The 19598-nt window shown below is 64.8% G+C and carries 21 protein-coding genes; 6 read left to right on the forward strand and 15 right to left on the reverse strand.

Annotated elements, in window-relative coordinates; genetic code table 11:
* Positions 1-122 precede the first annotated feature (122 nt).
* Positions 123-455, reverse strand: a complete 333-nt coding sequence (clpS, locus tag HAP54_RS41310) for an ATP-dependent Clp protease adapter ClpS (protein ID WP_029083287.1) — start codon at positions 453-455, stop codon at positions 123-125.
* A gap of 480 nt (positions 456-935) precedes the next feature.
* On the opposite strand from clpS, the gene HAP54_RS41315 reads away from it, so the two are divergent.
* On the forward strand, positions 936-2816 hold the full coding sequence (locus HAP54_RS41315; protein ID WP_166296965.1) for a TadE/TadG family type IV pilus assembly protein: 1881 nt from the start codon (positions 936-938) through the stop codon (positions 2814-2816).
* A 73-nt stretch (positions 2817-2889) separates the two neighbouring features.
* On the opposite strand, the gene HAP54_RS41320 is transcribed toward HAP54_RS41315, so the two are convergent.
* Positions 2890-3228: a phasin family protein gene (locus HAP54_RS41320; protein WP_029083285.1), complete on the reverse strand. Its 339-nt coding sequence runs from the start codon at positions 3226-3228 to the stop codon at positions 2890-2892.
* A gap of 423 nt (positions 3229-3651) precedes the next feature.
* Between HAP54_RS41320 and HAP54_RS41325 the strand changes: the two genes are divergently transcribed.
* Positions 3652-5439: a D-alanyl-D-alanine carboxypeptidase gene (locus HAP54_RS41325; RefSeq protein ID WP_166296967.1), complete on the forward strand. Its 1788-nt coding sequence runs from the start codon at positions 3652-3654 to the stop codon at positions 5437-5439.
* A gap of 343 nt (positions 5440-5782) precedes the next feature.
* Here HAP54_RS41325 and HAP54_RS41330 read toward each other — a convergent pair whose 3' ends face one another.
* A complete protein-coding gene (locus HAP54_RS41330) occupies positions 5783-6502 on the reverse strand; it encodes a DnaJ domain-containing protein (protein WP_166205620.1) in 720 nt (239 codons plus the stop codon).
* A 129-nt stretch (positions 6503-6631) separates the two neighbouring features.
* Between HAP54_RS41330 and HAP54_RS41335 the strand changes: the two genes are divergently transcribed.
* Positions 6632-7039, forward strand: coding sequence for a DUF302 domain-containing protein (locus HAP54_RS41335; RefSeq protein WP_166296969.1), 408 nt, complete (start codon positions 6632-6634; stop codon positions 7037-7039).
* Between the two features lie 12 nt (positions 7040-7051).
* Here the strand turns inward: HAP54_RS41335 and HAP54_RS41340 are convergent, their stop codons facing one another.
* The 4 genes from HAP54_RS41340 to HAP54_RS41355 form a co-directional block, all read right to left on the reverse strand.
* Entirely contained in the window at positions 7052-7792 is a 741-nt protein-coding gene (locus tag HAP54_RS41340; protein WP_166296971.1) for a VWA domain-containing protein, read from the reverse strand.
* A 115-nt stretch (positions 7793-7907) separates the two neighbouring features.
* Entirely contained in the window at positions 7908-8849 is a 942-nt protein-coding gene (locus HAP54_RS41345; protein ID WP_166296973.1) for an alpha/beta hydrolase, read from the reverse strand.
* Between the two features lie 431 nt (positions 8850-9280).
* Positions 9281-10390 (reverse strand): AraC family transcriptional regulator, encoded by a 1110-nt coding sequence (locus HAP54_RS41350; protein WP_224741561.1) that lies wholly within the window; start codon positions 10388-10390, stop codon positions 9281-9283.
* Positions 10391-10413: 23 nt separating this feature from the next.
* Positions 10414-11337, reverse strand: a complete 924-nt coding sequence (locus tag HAP54_RS41355; protein WP_166296977.1) for a division plane positioning ATPase MipZ — start codon at positions 11335-11337, stop codon at positions 10414-10416.
* Between the two features lie 281 nt (positions 11338-11618).
* On the opposite strand from HAP54_RS41355, the gene panC reads away from it, so the two are divergent.
* Positions 11619-12470: a pantoate--beta-alanine ligase gene (gene panC / locus HAP54_RS41360; RefSeq protein WP_166296979.1), complete on the forward strand. Its 852-nt coding sequence runs from the start codon at positions 11619-11621 to the stop codon at positions 12468-12470.
* Between the two features lie 68 nt (positions 12471-12538).
* A complete protein-coding gene (locus HAP54_RS41365) occupies positions 12539-13291 on the forward strand; it encodes a hypothetical protein (protein ID WP_175619302.1) in 753 nt (250 codons plus the stop codon).
* Positions 13292-13305: 14 nt separating this feature from the next.
* Here the strand turns inward: HAP54_RS41365 and HAP54_RS41370 are convergent, their stop codons facing one another.
* The 5 genes from HAP54_RS41370 to HAP54_RS41390 all read right to left on the reverse strand — a co-directional run bounded on the left by HAP54_RS41370 (position 13306) and on the right by HAP54_RS41390 (position 16543).
* On the reverse strand, positions 13306-13746 hold the full coding sequence (locus HAP54_RS41370) for a DUF1489 family protein (RefSeq protein ID WP_024581318.1): 441 nt from the start codon (positions 13744-13746) through the stop codon (positions 13306-13308).
* A 131-nt stretch (positions 13747-13877) separates the two neighbouring features.
* The gene (locus HAP54_RS41375) at positions 13878-14825 is read right to left on the reverse strand and encodes a hypothetical protein (protein WP_166296981.1); all 948 of its coding nucleotides are present in this window, start codon (positions 14823-14825) and stop codon (positions 13878-13880) included.
* Between the two features lie 153 nt (positions 14826-14978).
* Positions 14979-15182 (reverse strand): hypothetical protein, encoded by a 204-nt coding sequence (locus tag HAP54_RS41380; protein WP_018272021.1) that lies wholly within the window; start codon positions 15180-15182, stop codon positions 14979-14981.
* Positions 15183-15400: 218 nt separating this feature from the next.
* Positions 15401-15769 carry a YidB family protein gene (locus HAP54_RS41385; RefSeq protein ID WP_166205628.1) on the reverse strand — a complete coding sequence of 123 codons (369 nt, stop codon included), beginning with the start codon at positions 15767-15769 and terminating at the stop codon, positions 15401-15403.
* 117 nt (positions 15770-15886) lie between these two features.
* Positions 15887-16543: a glutathione S-transferase family protein gene (locus HAP54_RS41390; RefSeq protein ID WP_166296983.1), complete on the reverse strand. Its 657-nt coding sequence runs from the start codon at positions 16541-16543 to the stop codon at positions 15887-15889.
* A gap of 136 nt (positions 16544-16679) precedes the next feature.
* Between HAP54_RS41390 and HAP54_RS41395 the strand changes: the two genes are divergently transcribed.
* Positions 16680-17357, forward strand: a complete 678-nt coding sequence (locus tag HAP54_RS41395; protein WP_166296985.1) for a DUF599 domain-containing protein — start codon at positions 16680-16682, stop codon at positions 17355-17357.
* Between the two features lie 15 nt (positions 17358-17372).
* Here the strand turns inward: HAP54_RS41395 and HAP54_RS41400 are convergent, their stop codons facing one another.
* The 3 genes from HAP54_RS41400 to HAP54_RS41410 form a co-directional block, all read right to left on the reverse strand.
* Complete coding sequence (locus HAP54_RS41400; RefSeq protein WP_166296987.1) at positions 17373-18266, reverse strand: hypothetical protein; 894 nt, start codon at positions 18264-18266, stop codon at positions 17373-17375.
* A 134-nt stretch (positions 18267-18400) separates the two neighbouring features.
* Positions 18401-18580 (reverse strand): hypothetical protein, encoded by a 180-nt coding sequence (locus tag HAP54_RS41405; protein WP_029083270.1) that lies wholly within the window; start codon positions 18578-18580, stop codon positions 18401-18403.
* Between the two features lie 189 nt (positions 18581-18769).
* A complete protein-coding gene (locus tag HAP54_RS41410; RefSeq protein WP_166296989.1) occupies positions 18770-19555 on the reverse strand; it encodes an aldo/keto reductase in 786 nt (261 codons plus the stop codon).
* Positions 19556-19598 lie beyond the last annotated feature (43 nt).

Genomic DNA, 19598 nt, shown 5'->3' on the forward strand with positions numbered 1-19598 from the left:
ATTGCAGGCTCCGGAACGTCGCATGCGGCCACGCCCGTGATCATACGGGACGTGCGGCTGCGTCATGAAACGCGATGCAAGACCCGTTCCGCGGCCCGCGGCGGGTCAATCGTTCCAGCGAACTACTTCTTTTCCATCACACATTGCAGTGGATGCTGATGCTTGCGCGCGAAGTCCATGACCTGCGTCACCTTGGTCTCGGCGATCTCGTAGGTAAACACGCCGCACTCACCGATCCCGTGATGGTGAACATGCAGCATGATCTTCGTCGCCGCCTCGGCGTCCTTGTTGAAGAATCGTTCCAGCACATGAACGACGAACTCCATCGGCGTGTAGTCGTCGTTCAGGATCAGGACACGATACAGGTTCGGCCGCTTGGTCTTCGGCTTGACCTTGGTGATGACCGAGGTCGACGGGCCGGTGCCCGCGCCGTTGCGGTTGTCGTCATTGCTCATTGTCGGCGCATGCGCGGCGGCGACCGCCGGCATGGACGAAACCGGCTCGGAGATCAGGGCTGTAGACGTAAGTCGCAACATGGCTCAGGCGTTCGAATTCCCCAGGGGAAACCGGTTGGCGATTGGAACGTGGTCGCGATGGCCGCAAGACTGATCGCGGAACCCCCAGCAATGCTTTCCAGATTGCCGCTCCCGGTTCGATCCGGCGGCCGGATCGACCTCCTGAATATGGGCCTCGCGACGCCCTGCCGCAAGCGCAGAACCCCGGCGGCCCACCGGTCCGATTCCCGGCGCGGCAACCCTCGGAAGGTTGACAAAGGATCAGGGCGTCCAATTTAGACGCCATTGAGGATAGCGAGCGCTTTTGCCCTGATTTTGACCCTTCCGCAGGGCCGGCTGCCGGGTTTCCCCAGCCCGATTCACCATCTGTTTAGCCGCGCGCGTAGAGATGGCCCAGCAATCCATTTTGACGAGAGCGCCATGCTTGGTTCAGCCATTTCCAATCGCTTCCGCTCGGCTGCCCGCCGGTTTTCCAGGGCTACCGACGGCAATGTCGCGGTGATCTTCACCCTCGCAATCCTGCCGCTGATCGCCTTCGTGGGTGCCGCGATCGACTACACCCGCGCCAACAACGCCCGCTCCTCGATGCAGGCGGCGCTCGATTCCACCGCACTGATGCTGTCCAAGGATCTGACCATGGGCAGCATCACGGCCGCCCAGATCCCGAGCAAGGCCACGACTTATTTCACTGGCCTTTATACCAACAAGGACGGCCAGGGCATTTCCGTCTCGGCCACCTATACGACCCCGACCGCCAGCACGGCGGCGACCATTCTGCTGAGCGGATCCGGCTTCATCAAGTCTGACTTCATGCTGCTTGCCGGCTTCCCGACCATGAATTTCAGCAGCTCGACGACCACCACCTGGGGCAACGTCAAGATGCGCGTCGCGCTCGCCCTCGACAACACCGGATCGATGGCCCAGGACGGCAAGATTACCGCGCTGCGCAACGCGGTGGCCGCAACCGGCGGACTGATCGACCAGCTCAGCGCGCTGAGCAAGAGCAACGGCGACGTCTACATCTCCGTCATTCCGTTCGCCAAGGTCGTCAATGTCGGCACCGGCAATTCCGGCCAGAGCTGGATCGACTGGACCGACTGGCTCAATCCGCCGACCACGCAGCCCGCCAACGGCACCATGCAGGCAAGCCTGCCGATGAACTGGCATGCGGTCGGACCTGGCGCGAAATGCCCCTGGACCACCAGCAACGGCGGCTTCAGCTGCGTGAGGAACCCGACCAGCACGTCCACCACGAATAACATCCCCTCCAGCGGCACCTATTCAGGCTACATCTGCCCGAGCGTCGATGCGAACTCTCACACGCGCTACAATGGCTGCTGGGTGAGCACGGCGGCGGGCACCGGCGTATTCTGCACGGGGTCGTCGTCCTGCGCCTGCCCGACGGATTCCAGCGGCACTACGGTGTCCGGCTGCAGCTGCAGCACCAGCGGTGGCGTCAAGTCGTGCACCGGCAATCTGTATACCCACAACTGGACGCAGCCGGGCCCCAACGACACGACCGACAATCCGGGCCAGCCCCGCGTCAGCGCCGTTGTCGGATGGACCAACAACAAATGGACCGCGACCACTCAGACACCCACCGTGCAGAACGACTGGCGGCAGGCGTCCACCAATCCGATCAGCAACTGGACGGGCTGCGTCGCCGACCGCACCCAGCCGAACGATGCGACCGGCGTGCTGCCGGCGTCGTCCGACGTCACCACGCTGTTCCCGGCCAACGAGTACTATGAGAACAGCACGTACTACTGCAACACCAGCGTTTCGACGCCGCTCGAGGCGATCATTCCGCTAAGCTACAACTGGACTACGCTCAAGAATGCGGTCAACGCCATGCAGCCGACGGGCGGCACCAACCAGGCGGTCGGACTGGCCTGGGCCTGGCAGTCACTGCTGGTGGGCGGTCCGCTGAACGCACCGGCGGAAGATTCCAATACGACCTACAACCGGGTCATCATCCTTTTGTCCGACGGTCTGAACACCGAGGACCGCTGGCCCGACTACGGCGACGGCAGCTCGCAGGCATCCGGCAATCCGATCGACGCAAGGCAGGCGCTGATGTGCCAGAATCTGAAGGCCGCGACGGATAGCGGTGGCCGGCCGATGTACACCATCTACACGATCCAGGTGAACACCGGTACGCCTGCCGATCCGACCTCGACCGTCTTGCAGAACTGTGCGAGCAGCGCCGACAAATTCTACATGCTGACCAGCTCGACCCAGATCGTGTCGGCGTTCAACTCGATCGGAACGGCGCTGAGCAAGCTGCGGCTGGCGAAGTAGCCGCCCGCTTCAGGCACAACAAAAAAGCCCGGCCGCAACGGCCGGGCTTTTCGTTTGTCTCGATCAGCGGGGCTTACTGAGCAGCCGGCGTGAACTTGGAGACCAGGCCCTCATAGGGCTTGAAGGTCTGCTTGGCGCAGTCGCTGTACAGGCCGGCGATCTTCTGCGATTCCGCGACGAAGGTCTCGTAGGACGAGCGCAGGTACTCGGTCTGCGCCTCGAGCGCCTTGTCCAGCGACTTCACGCCCGACAGCTTCTCGACGAACGACTTGGTGTCCTCAAAGGACTTCTTGGCATAGTCGCCATAGGCGGTGGCAATGGCCTGGACGCCGCTCTGCAGGTTGTTCGCGGAGGCGGTAACCGACTCCATATGCTCTTTGCCGTAGCTCTGAATGTCTTCGATCTTGACCATGGATAGAATGTCCTTTTCCCAGACTTGAACGCGCAGCTTCCCATGCCGGGAAGCTCCCGGCCCCCTGACTTGATCAGAATACCGCATCGCACAATAAAGTCAACAAATATTGTGCAACGCACAATCACACAGCCCGAATCTTCGGCATTTGCGCTAAACCCCGGGCGACTGCGCAACGGTTGCTTAATCTTTTGGAAACTCGGTCCGCCTAACCTGATTCCCGGGCTCTTGTTCGCCTTCCAACAGACGGCCCCGAAAGCTGTTTGTGAACAACACCTTAGCTAGAAGAGCGACCTGAGCGGCCACCGCGGCGAATGGGTTCTGCCCGAAGTGGTTGGTTGCGCAGGCAAGGATCGATGGCCGCCGGGCACAATTTCGCCTCACGAGCCAGTGATCTAGATAGAAATTGGGACGGGGAAGTAGATGCTTCGAACAACCTTGGCCTCCTCGCGGGCGCTGCGAGTTGGCGTTCTTGGGCTCGTTACCGTCACGACGGCGATCCTGATCACCAGTGATAGCGCGGAGGCGCGCCGGCACCGGCGCCACTACGCCCGGCACCACAACAGCGAGCCCGCGCGCGAAAGCTACAGCCCGCAATTCGCGACGATCATCGTCGACGGCAACACCGGCTCGGTGCTGACATCAAATAGTCCCGACGGCCTGCGCCACCCCGCCTCGCTCACCAAGATCATGACGCTCTATCTGCTGTTCGAGCGCCTCGATTCCGGAAAGATGAAGCTCGACACCGAGATGCCGGTGTCCGAGCACGCCTCCGAACAGGACCCGACCAAGCTCGGCCTGCGGCCCGGCCAGACCATCAAGGTCGAAGACGCCATCAAGGGCCTGGTCACCCGTTCCGCCAATGACGCCGCGGTCGTGATCGCTGAGGCGATCGGCGGCAGCGAAGACGATTTCGCCCGCATGATGACCCGCAAGGCCCGCGCGCTCGGCATGAGCCGGACCACCTATCGCAACGCTTCGGGCCTGCCGAACGACGAGCAGATCACCACCGCGCGCGATCAGTCGACCCTCGGCCGCGCGATCCAGGACCGCTTCCCGCGCTATTATCGCTACTTCTCGACGACGGCCTTCAATTTCCGCGGCCACACCATCACCGGTCACAATCGCCTGCTCGGCAGCGTTGAGGGCGTCGACGGCATCAAGACCGGCTACACCCGCGCCTCCGGCTTCAACCTCGTGACCTCGATCCATCGCGGCAATCGCTTCCTGGTCGGCGTGGTGCTCGGCGGCCGCAGCGGCGGCTCCCGCGACGCCATCATGCGCAACCTGCTGGCCGAGAACATCGGCAAGGGTGCGACCACCCGCACGGCCGCAGCGATCACCGAACGCAATCCGGCCGACGCCAATGTCGAGGTCGCCGATGCAGACGATGCACGCGCTTCGGCTGAGACCACGCCGGTCGCAGCGGCGGAGCCCGCCGCGCCTGCGCCGATGCCGGCGCCGCGCCCGGCCAAGCCCTCCCTGATGGCGGCCGCAGCCGCCGCCCTGCCGCCGCCCCCGGCAAAGCCGGAGCCGCAGGCCAAGCCCGAGCCGGCGCCGCTGACCTCAGGCGTGATCCAGACCCAGCCGATCGCCGCGATCCCGGGCTCGGCTGAACCGATGAAGCCGGTCAAGGTGAAGACCGTCCAGGTCAAGGCCGGCCAGATCAAGCTCGCCGCTGCCGGCCCGGCACAGGCCGCGCCCCCGATCACCAGCACGATCCCGTCGCGCGGCGAGATCCCCGAGACCTCCAATGCGATGATGGCGCGCGCCGCCGAGACCTCGAGGCCGGAGATGCCGCCGCAGCCGGCCAATTTCGGCACCGGCAATGGCATCCTCGGCGTGCTGCCGGCTTCGGCCGTGCGTGCGCCCGCCCCGCCGGCGCCTCAGGCCGTGGCGTCGATCGAGCCCACCCGCAGCCTGCAGGCCGCGCCGCAGACCAGCGCCGCCAAGCCGAGCGCCGCGCACACCGGCTGGATCATCCAGGTTGGTGCGCTGGAGACCGAAGGTGAAGCCAACAAGCGTATCGATCTCGCGCGCAGCTCGGCCCGCGGCCTGCTCAGCAAGGCGGATCCGTTCACCGAGGTCGTCGCCAAGGACAATCGCAAGCTCTACCGCGCCCGCTTTGCCGGTCTCGAGCGTGACCAGGCCGAAGCGGCTTGCAAGACGCTGAAGCGCGCCGAGATTTCCTGCATCACCGTTCGCAACTGATCGACGCCGGAGTTTCGGTTCTGATTGAATCAGAACCGAAACTCTCGCTTCCTTGTTTTGACGCGTTTTCTTCACGCGAACCGGTGTTCACTTCGCTCGAAAACGCTTTTGACCGCTGATCTCAAAGGGCCGGCGCCAAAAGCGCCGGCCTTTTGCTTGGCATGCCGCCGCAAGAAAAACCGAGCCGTCAGCGCGCGGCGCAATCATGAAACTTCTCGTCAAGCTTTTACGGTTAAGTTTTCCCGAAAGAACATCGGTCACGCCGGACAGCGACGGGCCACATGGGGCATCGATCAGAGACGGAAGGCAGCTCTCGGCTGTGGCGTTGTTCGCGTAGCCGGAGTTAGAGATGCGTGCGAAGCAGAGTATCCTTGGCCTCGTTCACACGGGCCGCGAGGTACGTCGAGCCCCCCTGGTCGGGATGGAGTTTCTTCATCAAGGTGCGGTGAGCCCGGCTGATGTCGTCGCGCGACGCGCCCGGCTGCAGGCCAAGGATCTGATAGGCCTCCTCCTCAGTCATTTTGCCGCTCGCCGCCGCACGGCCCTGCCGCCCTGCCCGGTCGCCCTGCGCGTCCTGACGCCAGGCGGGAAAGCGGCGGTCCAGATAGCTTTCAAGTAGCGCGACGCTCTCGGCGTCGAAGCTCGGGACCATCGCCAGGAGCTGCGACAGGTCGAACTCGTCGAGCATGCGGCCGGCCTGCGGTCCGGCCACGATCTGACCGCTGAGCACACCGCTGCCGTGATCAAGGCTCATGTCGAGATATTGCGAGCGCACCCGCGAGCTCTGCCCCGCGCTGCGCGAACCGCCGAACATGCCGCCGAAATTGGGGAAGCCGGTATTGCCGAACGGCGACCAGCCGAGCAGTCCGGCGCCGAAGATGCCGAGCGGAATGGCCACCGCCAATTCGCCCCGCACACCGGTGAAGGCCGCAACGGCGAGCGCAAGCACCCCGCCTCCGATCTTGATTGCGCGCGCGAGCACGGCGGGATTGGCCGCACGAAACATCTGCAGCGCGGAATACAGGACGACAATTGCGACGACGCCGGCGATCAGGGTTGGCATGCGCAGAATATAGGCGGCCCGGCGACAAAAAGCATGCGAACCTTCGTCTCACCGGAGCGTGAAGCGCAGCCGCGTGGCGCCAGCCCCCGCCATTGAGTAGCTTGCGCCGACCGCACCGGAGGACAGTTGATGGCGATTGACGGACTGATCAGCCTTCGCAGCAATGTCGGGCCGAAGCAAACGGCCGATCGGCTCAAGTCCGAACTCGAGGCGCGCGGGCTGACCCTGTTCGCGCAAATCGATCACGCCGCGGGCGCCGACGGCGCCGGTCTCGCGCTCCGCCCCACCGAGCTCTTCGTGTTCGGCAATGCGAAGGGCGGCACCCCGCTGATGCAGGCCACACAAACGATCGGGATCGATCTGCCGCTCAAGGCGCTGGTCTGGCAGGACGCCGGCGGCGACACTTGGCTCTCCTACAACGATCCGGCCTGGCTCGCCGAACGGCACGGCGTCGCGGACAACACCCAGGCGGTGACCGCCGCCATGTCGGCGTTGCTCGGCGCAATTGCAAAGACCGTGACGTCAGGCGGGGCCTGACGCAGCGCCGCCCTACTTCATCTGACCGATCAGCTTCGCCGCACCGCTTGCGGTCTTGGCCAACTGCAATAGCGCCTCGCGGCCACCCGCGGCATAGGCCGCGGCGGCGCGCAGCAGCTCGCGGAGCTGCGCGGCCGCGCCGGGATCGAACCTGCACCATGCGCCGCCCGTCAGCCGCGCGATCTCGCGGAACGCTTGCTCGGCAGCCGCGTCGTGCCCTTCCTGGAACATGAAGACCGGTACCTTGAGCAGGCCGAGCTCGCCGGCCTTGCTGCAGAGCTCGTCGACGCTCTCCTCCATCGCGTCGCCCACGAACACCAGCGCGCGCACGCCCGATGCGACCGCCTCGCGACGCGTCTCCGACAAGACCTTGCCGATCTGGGTATTGCCGCCCTGGCAATCGATCTTGCTCATCAGCCGCGCGAGCTGCGCGCTGTCGGAGATCCAGCCGGTGGCACGGCATTCATTGAAGCCGCGGTAGTACACTAGGCGAATATCGAGGCTGCCGAGCAAGCCGGCCTCGCGGAACATGTCGGCCTGCAGCGTGCATGCCATGTCCCAGGTCGGCTGCCGGCTCATCGTGGCGTCGAGCGCGAACACCAGCCGGCCGCGTGCGCCGGCGCGATGCGGCGACATCGCCCGCGCCTTCGCCACGAACGCGGCGATGTCGTTCGCGGTCGACGACGGCACGTCCGGAGTGTCGGCCGGGCGTACATCGCTTCCGGATGTCGGTTTGATTGTCTTGCCGGCCATCAGCGCTTGCCTCGTGCAGCAAACACTATGTGGGCCGCGCCGTCGAGTTGGTCAACGTAGCGGATCGATCAAGATCGCGGACCCCTCTGCCCGGATCGGATCCCGGGCGGCCCCGTCAATTGGTGATCGACGGATCCTTCTTCGTCTCGGTCTTGGTCAGCGAGAGCGACTTCTTGACCTTGTCGGTGAAGGTCTGACGCTTCTCGATCGGCACGTAGAGCGAGACGGGACCCGGCTCCAGAATCTTCGGCGGCGCATTCCTTGTGTCGACCGCCGCGACATCGCTGTCGGTGTCGGCCAGGAATTTATCGAGCATCGCCTGGATCGAGTCCTTGGCCTTCTCGGGTCCGGTGTCGCGCATGTCGTTGTGCTGGAAGTTGGTGTTCACAACGGTGATGCCGGCCTTCTCGCACTCCTCGGCATCGGGAACGACGCCGGGATCAGGCTTGAACTGCGAGTCGTGGGAACGGAACGACAAAATCTTGAACCTGCCGTCGGTCATGAACGGCACGCGCAGATTGTCCAGCGTCACGACCTTCTTGATTTCGTCGGGATACTGCTTGGCGAAATACATCGCGATGTCGCCGCCATTGGAATGGCCGACCATCGTCAGCTTGCTGTAATCGGCGTTCGGGTGACGCTTCTTCATCTCCTCGATCGCGAATTTGATGTTGGTGATGCCGCGCTGATACTGCGGCAAGCGGCCGACATAGATCTCGCCGACCTTGGTCACCATCGGTCCGTCCGACGGCAGGTCGTTCTGAATGCTGATGGTCAGATAGCCGCGCGCCGCGAACACGTTCGCGAGGAAGGAATATTCGGTGAATTTGACGGTATTGCCATGATTGAGGATCGCAACCGGCAACTTGATCATGCCAGCGTCGGCCTGCATCTCCTTGTCGAAGCGCACGGCGACGTCGACTGCGACCGGTCGCGCATCGCGAGTCGGATCCTTGAACATGATGGTTTCGTGACGGATCGCCCACTTGCTCGCGGTGAAGTAAGCCGCCGTGACCACCACACAGAGCGAAAGCAGAACGGAAATTCCACGCTTCATGACGTCCTCAAGGCGCCCGCCTTACAGGGCTGATTTTCGCCGGAGGCTCTTCGGCCTCCTTTCTCAGAATATATGTCACAGCGCCGTGACAGGAAGTCCAAATATTGTGGCTTTGACGCCATAACGTTGTGCGCTGCACCTATAGTTTGTGCATTTGCTTCTACCGCGTTGGCGCGATGGCACCGCAGCACCTCACCCGCCGGCATGACGGATAAGGGAGCGATGGCGCCCTAGTCAAACCGGATTTCGGCTGCTTTGTTCCGGCTTTTTGGCCACTCTGTGGCAAAAATCACCGGAAAACCACGGATTTCAACCGATTTCGGTGTAAATGACCAGCTTCAGGCCGGGATCGTCATTGGCCTGGAAACTGGCGTATTCGAAACGCAGCCGGCCGCGCCTGCGCCGGGTTCTGAACCCGGTTGGCCGATTCCTCAGTCCGGCTGGCCGATTCCTGGGACGTCATCCGGGTTGCCCGCCCCGGACGCGTGCTTCGCGAGCGCGACGCGCCGGAATTCAGTCGGTGTCAGGTCGGTGGCCGCCTTGAAGGCCCGATTGAACGGACCGACCGACTGGAATCCGGCATCCATGGCGATGGTCAGCACAGGCACTTGCTTTTGCCCGAGGTCGGCCAGGGCCGCCTTGGCTTCATCGATCCGGTAGCCATTGAGGAAGGCATTGAAGTTGCGGTGCCCGAGCCCTTCATTGATCAACTGCCGCAGCCGGTACTCTTGAACGCCGAGCTCTGCGGCCAGCGCGCCGATGGTCAGTCCTTCACGCCGATAGGCGCGTTCCACGGTCATCAGCCGCTGCAACCGGCGCAGCAATTCGGCGTCGACCGCGGACGGCTTGTCCTCTCCAGGTGCCACAGCACTGGTCTCGCCCGGAACCCTGTCCGTGGTGGGCAGAAAAGCGGATGCCTGCTGCATTCGGGCCGCCTGAAACAGGCTCCATCCACTGAGGCTCAGCAGCGCCCACAGCCCGACCGCGTTGGCGATGCTCCAAACGGAGGAGCCGAACGCGGGCCAAAGGCCGTGAAAAAACCCCGCGACGCTATAGGTCACCGCGCCGACCAGGACGACGGCGCGCAATCGCCGTCGTCCCACCACCAGGTCCAGCCGCCATGTCGCGAGCGTCTGCGCCGCGGCCAGGAGAGCGAGGCCGAGATAGACGAACGACAGCGGTCGATCGAGGTCGCCTCTGAGCACGGTTCTTGCGGGCCAGAGGTCAAACAGTTGCGTGCCGACAATGGCGACCAGCAAGGCGCCATGCCAGGGCCGCAGCACGAAATCGTCATCGAAGGTCGCGCGCGCCCAGAGCCAAAGCAGGACTGCCCCGCTGCTGGAAAGAGCGGCCAAGATCAGGCTCCAATATGGCCATGGCCGCGGAAATCCCGGCGCTGAGGAAATCGCTGATGCCGCGACGGCGACCAGCAGGGCGGCGCTCAGGCGCGCCGGCGCGTCCCTGCGGTCGCGCAGCAACACGCCGGCGATCAGCAACGCCAATCCGACGGCCGCGCCCCGACAACTCAGATCGATCGCCATCAACGCGCTGCTGCTCACGATCGCTAGCTGCCGATGATGTCGTGGACTTCCAGCGGCTTGTCGACCTGGCTGAACCATTCCGCCCGGTTGGCGGCCCGGCGGCGGCCGCGCTCGTCGAGCGGCAGCTTGAGCTGGCGTAACAGGCCCATCACCTCCTCGCGCGCGGTGACGTGCCCGAGATTCGGGCGGGTACCGAGCGTCGCCTCGTCGATGTCGTCGAGCGCCGTCAGCCCGCGCGGGAAGAATTCGCGATAGACCACCCGCTCGGCAAAGCCGTCGACCGAACGGAACCCGAGCCGCAGCGAGAGCTGCTTGAGGCCGTCGGCAACCAGCTGCTTGTTGCGTGAGCCGAGCATCGACAGGCGGTTGCGCACCACGATCCAGTCGGTCGAGGCGCCGTCGAGCTGGCGGCGCTTGCGTCTGGTGTCGCGCACCATCTCGGCATAGTGGCTCTCGCCGGTCACTGCATAGGTCGCGGCATCGACGGTGCCCAGCACGTCGAAATCGAGGAAGCTGTCGTTGATCGGCGTCACCAGCGTGTCGGCCATCGAATGCGCGAGCCGCATCAGGTAGCTGTCCGAGCCCGGCGTATCGATGACGATGAAATCATAGCCACGTTCCACCGCGCTCACGGCTGCCATGAACTGCTGGAACTCGGCGTTCTCGTTGTCCTCGATCTGCATCGTCTCGCCGTACTTGATGCAGTGGTGCGCCGGGAGTTCGAGATCGAGCCCGGAGCGCCGCGCCCAAGCCTGGCGATTATTGATGTAGCGGGTGAAACTTTGCTGGCGGCAATCGAGATCGATGCTGGCGACGCGTTGTCCGGCCTTCAGGAGCGCGACGGCGATATGCAGGGCGGTGGTCGACTTGCCCGAACCACCCTTCTCGTTGCCCAGCACGATGACATGTGCGGAGCCGGACTGACCCTGACTAGCCTGCACCAACATGATTCAAACCCCGGCGATGATCTTCAAATCGCGCACGGCTGCGGTCAAGTGAAATGCATCACCGCGAGAGGAAATCAATTGCAGCCGTCCTTAATGATGAATCGATCAGGCAAGATGGCTGCGTCGATCGGCGGCATGACTTGCGTAATACGCTCGCGTCCGGGATCGGGTAAGGCTGGTCGCGACGCGACGGTTTGCCGATAGCGGTGCGGTCTTGATAAGCTGCGCCACCCGCCGAACCGCAAACATCCCACCCGGATCGCCCCACGAGTTGAGACCAGATGCCGAGAAATCCCACCGTCGTTCGTACCGTCCCTGCCCTTCGTCGCGCCGTCGACGCCTTCCGCGCCAAGAAGGCGGCCGTCGCGTTGGTCCCGACCATGGGAGCCCTCCATGACGGCCATGTGTCGCTGGTGCGGCTTGCCAAGCGCCGCGCCAAGCGGGTCGTCGTCTCGATCTTCGTCAACCCGACCCAGTTCGCGCCGACGGAAGATTTCGGCTCCTATCCGCGCACCTGGAAGGAAGACGTCGCCAAGCTCGCGGCCGAAGGCGTCGACCTGATCTGGCATCCGGAGGTGAAGGCGATGTATCCGGACGGCTTCGCCACCAGGATCGTGCCGGAGGGTCCGGCCACCGCCGGACTCGAGGATCGCTTCAGGCCGCATTTCTTCGGCGGCGTGGCCACCGTGGTCGGCAAGCTGTTCACCCAGGTCCGGCCCGACGTTGCGATCTTCGGCGAAAAGGATTTTCAGCAGCTCCGGGTCGTCACCCAGATGGCTGTTGACCTCGACCTCGGCGTCAAGGTGATCGGGTCCAGGACGGTGCGCGAACGCGATGGCCTCGCGATGTCCTCCCGCAACGTCTACCTCTCGGCGGAGGAACGGCGCACCGCCCCGGAGTTGCATCGGGTGATGAAGGAAACGGCGGGGCGCCTGCGTGCCGGCGAGGACACCGCAACCGCGATGGCCGCCGGCGCCGCGCTGATCACCAAGGTCGGCTTCGTGCTCGATTATCTCGAGGTTCGTCACGCCGCCTCGCTGGCGCCGATCGGCTCGCTGAAGGACGGCCCGATGCGGATGCTGGTGGCGGCACGGCTCGGCAGCACACGCCTGATCGACAACATCGCTGTGTAGCCATGCCCGGTTGAGCTTGCTCCGATGCCGCGACGCAGGGATGATCGCGCCTTTCAGGGGCGGTCGGAATGACTGGTTACTTCAAGCACGGCATTCTGCTCGGCATCGCGCTGCTGGCCGCGGGCCTGGCGCAGGCGCAGACCCGGCCACCGATTGGCGGCATCGGATCGGCGCCGGATGCGATGATCTTCTATGTCGCCCATGGCGGCCCCGATGCCTGCGGCCCGGGTTGTTCGGAGTGGATCGCGGCCGAGGGCGTCATTCAGTTCGATACCTTCAAGCGGCTAATCGCGATCCTGGACCGGCAGGCAGGCCGCAAGCTGCCGGTCGTGATCAATAGCCGGGGTGCGTCCAACCTCAACGTCGCGGTCAGTCTCGGCCGGATCCTGCGCGACCGCGGCATCGATGCCATAGTTGCAACCACGGAGGTCGAGGCTTGCAGCGGCAAGTCCGAAGCCGACTGCTTCGCGCTCAAACGGCCGGGCGGCCCGCTGGACGCCAAGGAAAATGTCTCCAGGATCGTCTGCGACCTCGCCTGCGCGCTGATGCTCGCGGGCGGTGTGCATCGCACGCTGCCGCCCGACAGCCATGTGGTCGTGAGCGGCATGTCGATCCATCACCGCATCGCGCCGAACGTCTCCGAAGAACGCCGTGAGGGCCTTACCGCGCTCTATACCAAGCAGTACCGCACGTATCTGCGCGAGATGGGCGTCGGGAAAGACCTGATCGATATGATGGAGCAAAGTGCGGCGGCCGCACAGAACATCGATGTGCCACCGTCCGAATGGACGCGGCTGCATCTGACCACAGCGCCACTCTAAAGCAATCCGATTGCTTACAGCAATCCGAGGTCGCGCAGCTCGCGGCGCATCGGCTCGGGCATCGACGCCACGCTGGCCGCGCTCGATTTGGTGAGATCTGCCGGCGCGGAGTCCGCGGTCAGATAACGCCAGCCCTGGAACGGCCGCATCGGCCGCGGCGAAACTGCGATCACCTTGGGCTGCATGACCAGCCGGCAGCGTCCGATGCCGTCCTTGTCGCGGAATGGCTCGATGGCGATGATCTTCTCGCGCGCGGCGATCTCGCCGCGGATCACCCAATAGAGCGAGCCGCCGGCAAGGAGCTCCTCCTCGCGCTTCGGTGTCATCCGCGTGATGTGGACGTGACGGAGCGGCAGGCCCTTTTTCTTCGCGGTCGCCATCCGTTCGGCGACCCAGCCCTTGAGTTCCTTGACGGAGTCGCAACCGACGGCGAGCTTGATGAGATGAAGCGGCATGCGCCGGATGTAGCGGCCGGCGCGCACTTTGAAAAGGGAGCGCTATCCACGGCGGTGGATATCGGGATTTACTGCGCGAAACAGTGCAATGGCGACGGCTCAGGCCGCGGTCATCGCGCTCATCATCACGCTTATTCCTGGCCCTCGGCCGCCGCCGGCGCACTCGCAGCGGCCGGTGCCGCGGGCGCGGCGGGAGCCGGCGCGATCTGGACCGGGCGCTTCGCCGCCGGTGGCCGCTTCGGAGCGGGAGGCGGCGCGGCGGCAGCACGGGCGGCCGTCGGCGGAGCCGCGGCAGCCGGCTTCGCCGACGGTTCAGGCGTCATGATGCTGACCGGCGGCGTCGACGCCGCGCTCGGGAACTCGGCGTTGGTTGGCCTGCCCGTGGGTATCGACTGCGGCAGCGCCGCGACCAGACCGGCGGCCGACGGCTGGCCGGCGGGCGCGTTCCAGGACGAGGCGTAGCGCGTGACCAGGTTCTCGTAGGTGCGCTCGTTCATGTTGGCGATGATCTGATGATTGTCGCCGAGCGAGCGGAACGCGGGGCACGCGGTCGGTGTGCAGTGGTCGCGCGCCATCAGCGCATAGGCGACCAGGCCGTAACGGTCATGCTCGATGGCGCGGCGCAGTGCCTGCAGCTCGGTGGTCGCGTTGCGCTCCGCCGTGGCGAGGTCGCCGAGCGCGGTCAGGCGCGAGACCTGGGCTGCCGCATAGCTGACTGCCGCCGCCGCGGTATCCGATGAGCCGAACAGCACCTTCTCGCAGGCATTGAGAACGGCATCTCCCGCGAGGTCGTCGACGCAGGCCAGCGCCGGCACCGTCTGGCCGGTCAATTGCGCCGTGCGTGTCTCGGCCGGCGACGCCGTTCCGCCCGGCCCGAAGCCGCGGATCGTCGCGGCGACCGCAACCGCGATCGACAGCAGCGTGATGACGGTCAGCGCGCCGTTGGCGACGGATTTTTCCGCGCGCAGCAGCGTGACCAAAACGACCACCCCAAAGAACCCGGCGGCGGCCAAGGTCAGCCACATCGGGAAGGTCGGCGAGCGCCACACCTGATCCAGCGAAGTCCAAGCCCAGTTCATGCGCGATGTCCCTCAACGCAGCGTAAGCACAATCGGCGACGGCCAACGCCGCCACCCCGGCACTCGACCTTCAGCAGAATGTGTCTGCGAACAGGGCCTTTTGACGGCGACGGCGCGGAACCCGCTCCAGCCACCGGCTTGCGCACAACTCCATCAGGACAGCGCGAGCTGACTCTCCTTGGCCACCCGTTCGAACGCTTCGGTCGAGCTCTTGATTCGATACTGGCAGTCGTCACCATCGGTCGGCAGCAGGCGGATCACCTGGTAGGTGCCGCTCGCGGCGGGGCGCGCCACATTGCTGGCCGTGAAATAGACGGTCTCGCCAATCGAGTACTTATGCTTCAACGCCCTCTCCATTTTCTTAGAGATTGCTGGCTGAGCTGACAGTCCCGATAGCTCTGGCCGGCATTTTGAGAACCCTGCGGCAACCTAGCACAGGGCAGGGCTCAAAATCCAGCAACATTGGGGCATGGCAAAGGTACCATTTTTGCAGGTTTTTCAGGGCGATAGGCAGCAATTTATGTGCCAGCCGGAAATTGCCCGCAGACCCGGCCGAAACCGGGTTCCACCGTCCCTCAGGCGGTATGCGGCAGCTTGCCGTTGGGGCTCGCGCTGTCGACCGCCGTCGGCAGTTGCTGGGCCAGCACCTTGGACAGTTCGTCGACCGGAATGTTGAACTTGGCGGCAAGCTGCCTGACGGTGTCGCTGCCGAGCACCTCCTGAAGCTGTTCGGCCGTGATCGGCAGGTTCTGGCCGGTGCCGATCCAGGATTTGACCTGCTCGCCAAGGCCGGCCTGCTGGAGCTTGGCGACGATCGCCGACAATCCGCCCTGCCCGCCATTGCCCATCACCTCGCCGAGCACGACGGGGATCACCGCCGCCCCGAGCTGGCCAAGCATGCCCTTCAACTCCGGCGAGTTCTCCAGGGAATCCAGAATGCCCATGGTCTAAGTCCTTTCACGACTTGCAAAACCGGTTCTTCGGATTCGACGTCTTCGGCCCCGCGGCGTCAAGCCGCGATCTTTGCCGCCGCTGTCACATTTCGGAAGCGCAAGACGCAGTTAGGCGTCCTCGAATCGATCGATCAATAGCGTCTCGGCAAGGCCGTCCCGCGTCCATTGCTGGAACGCCGGCAGCGACATCATGGCGTCGACGTAATGCTGCGCCTCGGCCTTCACCGGGATCGCGTAGGTGCGGAAACGATGCACCACGGGGGCGTACATCGCGTCCGCCCCGGAAAATGCGCCGAACAGGAACGGGCCCTGCTTGCCGTAGCGCGCGTGGCACTCGGCCCAGATCTCCTGGATCCGCGCCACATTGGCGCGCGCGTCGTCCGACAGCGCGACGGCACGGATCGGCCGGTGCAGGTTCATGCCGCACTCGCTGCGCAGCGGCACAAAGCCCGAATGCATCTCGGCTGAGACCGCGCGGGCATGCGCGCGCGCGGCGCGATCCGCAGGCCACAGCTTCGCCTCGGGAAATCTTTCGGCGAGGTATTCGATGATCGCCAGCGAATCCCACACCGTGACGTCGCCGTCGATCAACGTCGGCACCTTGCCGGCCTTGCTGAAGCTCAGGATGCGATCCTTGTCGGCCTTGTTGTCGGTGTAGAGCGGAATGAAGACTTCCTCGAACGGGATGGCGTTGGCGCGCAGCGCCAGCCAGGGCCGCATCGACCATGACGAATAGTTCTTGTTGCCTATGACGAGCTTGAGCATGTCCGGAGAATCCTGTTGTCACCGCATGTTGCCATAGTGCATTGCACGCGTTCAACCTGTACATGACGCGGAACGCCGCGCGGCGCGGCAGCCGCGCATTCACAGAGGCAGCCGCGCGTTCACGAAGGAAGGCACCATGACCGGCTATTGGGCCGACATCCTGGCCGTCAGCTTCTTCGCGCTGGAATGGCTGGTCTACGCCATCACGCTGGAGCACAGCGCCTATGGGCGCGACAGCCTGTCGGCGCGAATGCATGTCTATCGCGAGATCTGGGTGCGCAATCTACTCAATCGCGAGGCGCGGATGGTCGACATGCAGATCATGGCCAGCCTGCAGAACGGCACCGCGTTCTTCGCCTCCACCAGCCTGATCGCGATCGGCGGCGGGCTGGCGCTGCTGCGCGCCACCAACGACGCGCTCGCCGTGCTCGGCGCATTGCCGGTCGACCTCTCGCCCTCGCCCGCTCTGTGGGAGATCAAGTGCATCGGGCTGATCCTGATCTTCATCTACACGTTCTTCAAATTCGCCTGGGCCTATCGCCTGTTCAACTATGTGGCGATCCTGTTCGGCGCGATGCCGCCGGCCGGCCAGCGCGACACGCCGGAGGCCGAGGCCCATGTGGTCCGCACCACGCGGCTGTTCGAGACGGCGGGCCGGCACTTCAACCGCGGCCAGCGCGCGTTCTTCTTCGCGCTCGCCTATCTCGGCTGGTTCGTCAGCCCCTGGGTGCTGTTCGTCACCACCGCCGCCGTCGTCATCGTGATCTGGCGCCGGCAGTTCGCCTCGAATGCCTGGCAGGCGATGGGAAGCTGACGCTCGTCCCTGCCCTTACGACGCGAAGTCGCGCGGCGTGAAGTCGAGGTCGAGCACCTTCCATTCGCCGTAGCGATCCCTCGGCAGCATCGCATAGGGCTGGCAGGCCTCCAGCGCATCGGTCGCGCTCTTCAGCAACAGCGGCCCCTTGGCCGACGCGCTGGCCTCGATCAGCAAGGGCGATGAGGCGAGCTTGCCGTCGGGCTTCATGAACACCCTGAGCTTGACCCTGACGTCGTCGCCGCTGCTCAGCGTCGGCGGCAGCTTCATGCAGCTCTTCAGATGGCGGCGGAATTCGGCTGCTACGCTGGAGCCGACGTCGGCCTTCTCGGTCGCCGCCGCGTCGAAATTGTCCTTGCCGGGCCCGGGGCCGGCCGGCGCGTCGGCGGGCGCCTGCACGGAGATGTCGGGCGGCAGGCCCAGCATGACGTTGTATTTGACCGAGAGATCCGGCTCGGGCTGCACATAGGCGGGTGATGCCGGCGGCGCCGGTGGCTGCGGCGTCAGTGGAGGCGTCGGCGGCGCGGGCGGCACGGCCGCCGCCGTCTGCTGCGGCGACGGGCTGGGCTTGGGCGCCGGCGGGCTCGGCTGCTTCTGCGCGGGCTGCGGCGCGTTCTGTTGCGGCTGTGGTGCCGGCGCCTGCGCGGAGGGCTCCGGCTTGGCGGTGTCGATCGGCTTGTCGAGCGACGGCAATTGCAATTCGGGCGTCGGCGACGGGCTCGGCACCGGTTCGGGCTCGGCCTTGATCTCGGACTTGGCGACCTCCTGCGGCGTCACGATCTCGACCGGCACCGTGTCAGCGGCGACGGGATCGAACTGATGGACCTCCGAATAAAGGAAAATCAGCGCGAGCAGTATCAGGTGCACGAACACCGACGCCATCAGATCCGCGTTTGGCCGAAACTTCATCCCACTCGATCACGTCGTGATGCTCCCCTGCCCGGCACCATAGCGGGCAATCAGGACCGGCCTCAATCCCATTCTGGTTCGGGCGGCGGATCCCGGCCGGGAGCCACCGCCCATCATCAGCGCGCAGCAACGTCTCAGTAGCACGCGCGGTTGCGTGTCCTGCAGGGGCGGTTGTTGGCTTGCCCGGTCGTTTGCCCGGCCTTCTTGGCACCGGCCTTCGGCGGGTTCTGCTGGGCGACCGCATCAGTCACTAAAAGCGGCGCCGTTACAGCACCCGCGAACAGAATACTCAAGAGAACGACTATGATTTTCATCGAAACCTCCCTTGAAAATGTCGGCCGGGAAAATCGGGCAAAAGAGATCGGCCGCAGCAAGGCGAACGGAAAAGGATTTCGAAGTCAAGGTATTTTGGAACCAGAGATTGCAAGCAGGGCCGAAGACCAGTCAGGCGATGCAGCGGGTCACCCGGTGGCCGGGCAAGGCGCCCATGCGCAATGCGCCGACTATCGCGCGTTGCCGCTGCCGATTGCCGAAATCTCGCGCATGTCTTCATCCGACAATTCGAAATCGAAGATGTCGATGTTTTCCTGGAGCCGCTCGAGCTTCGAGGTGCGCGGGATCGCGGACACATTCTGTTGCAGCAACCAGCGCAGGCAGACCTGGGCGGCCGTCTTGCGATAGCGGTCGCCGATCCGGCCCAGCGCACGGTCGCCCTTGACCCGCCCCTTCGCGATCGGGCTGTAGGCGACGAAGCCCATGCCATGGCGCGCGCAGGCTGAGATCACATCGGTCTGGTCGAGATAGGGATGGTACTCGGACTGGTCGCAGGCGAGCGGCTCGGGGCACGCCGCCACCGCCTCCTCGATCAGCGCCACGCTGAAGTTCGACACGCCGATATGCCGCGCCAGTCCCGCCTGCTTTACCCGCGCCAGCGCGCCGAGCGTCTCGGCCAGCGGCACATGCGGATTGGGCCAGTGCAGCAGCAGCAGGTCGACCTCGGTCAGGCGCAGCCGCGCCAGGCTCTCCCTGGCGGAGCGTTCGAGATCCTTTGCCATGAAATGCGTGGTCCAGACCTTGGTGGTCACGAACACGGCGTCGCGCTTGATGCCCGAGGCGCGCAGTCCCTCGCCCACCTCGCGCTCATTGTCATAGATCTGGGCAGTGTCGATGTGGCGGTAACCGAGCCGCAGCGCCTGCTCGACGATGCGCGCGCAGGTCCGCCCGCGCAATTCCCACGTGCCGAGCCCGATCGCGGGGATGCTGGCGCCGTTGCCTTCGACGACATTCATACGGCCATTATGCGCGCATGATAACGGCCTGCCAACTCACGTA

This window comes from Bradyrhizobium sp. 2S1, from assembly GCF_011516625.5.
Lineage (GTDB): Bacteria > Pseudomonadota > Alphaproteobacteria > Rhizobiales > Xanthobacteraceae > Bradyrhizobium > Bradyrhizobium septentrionale.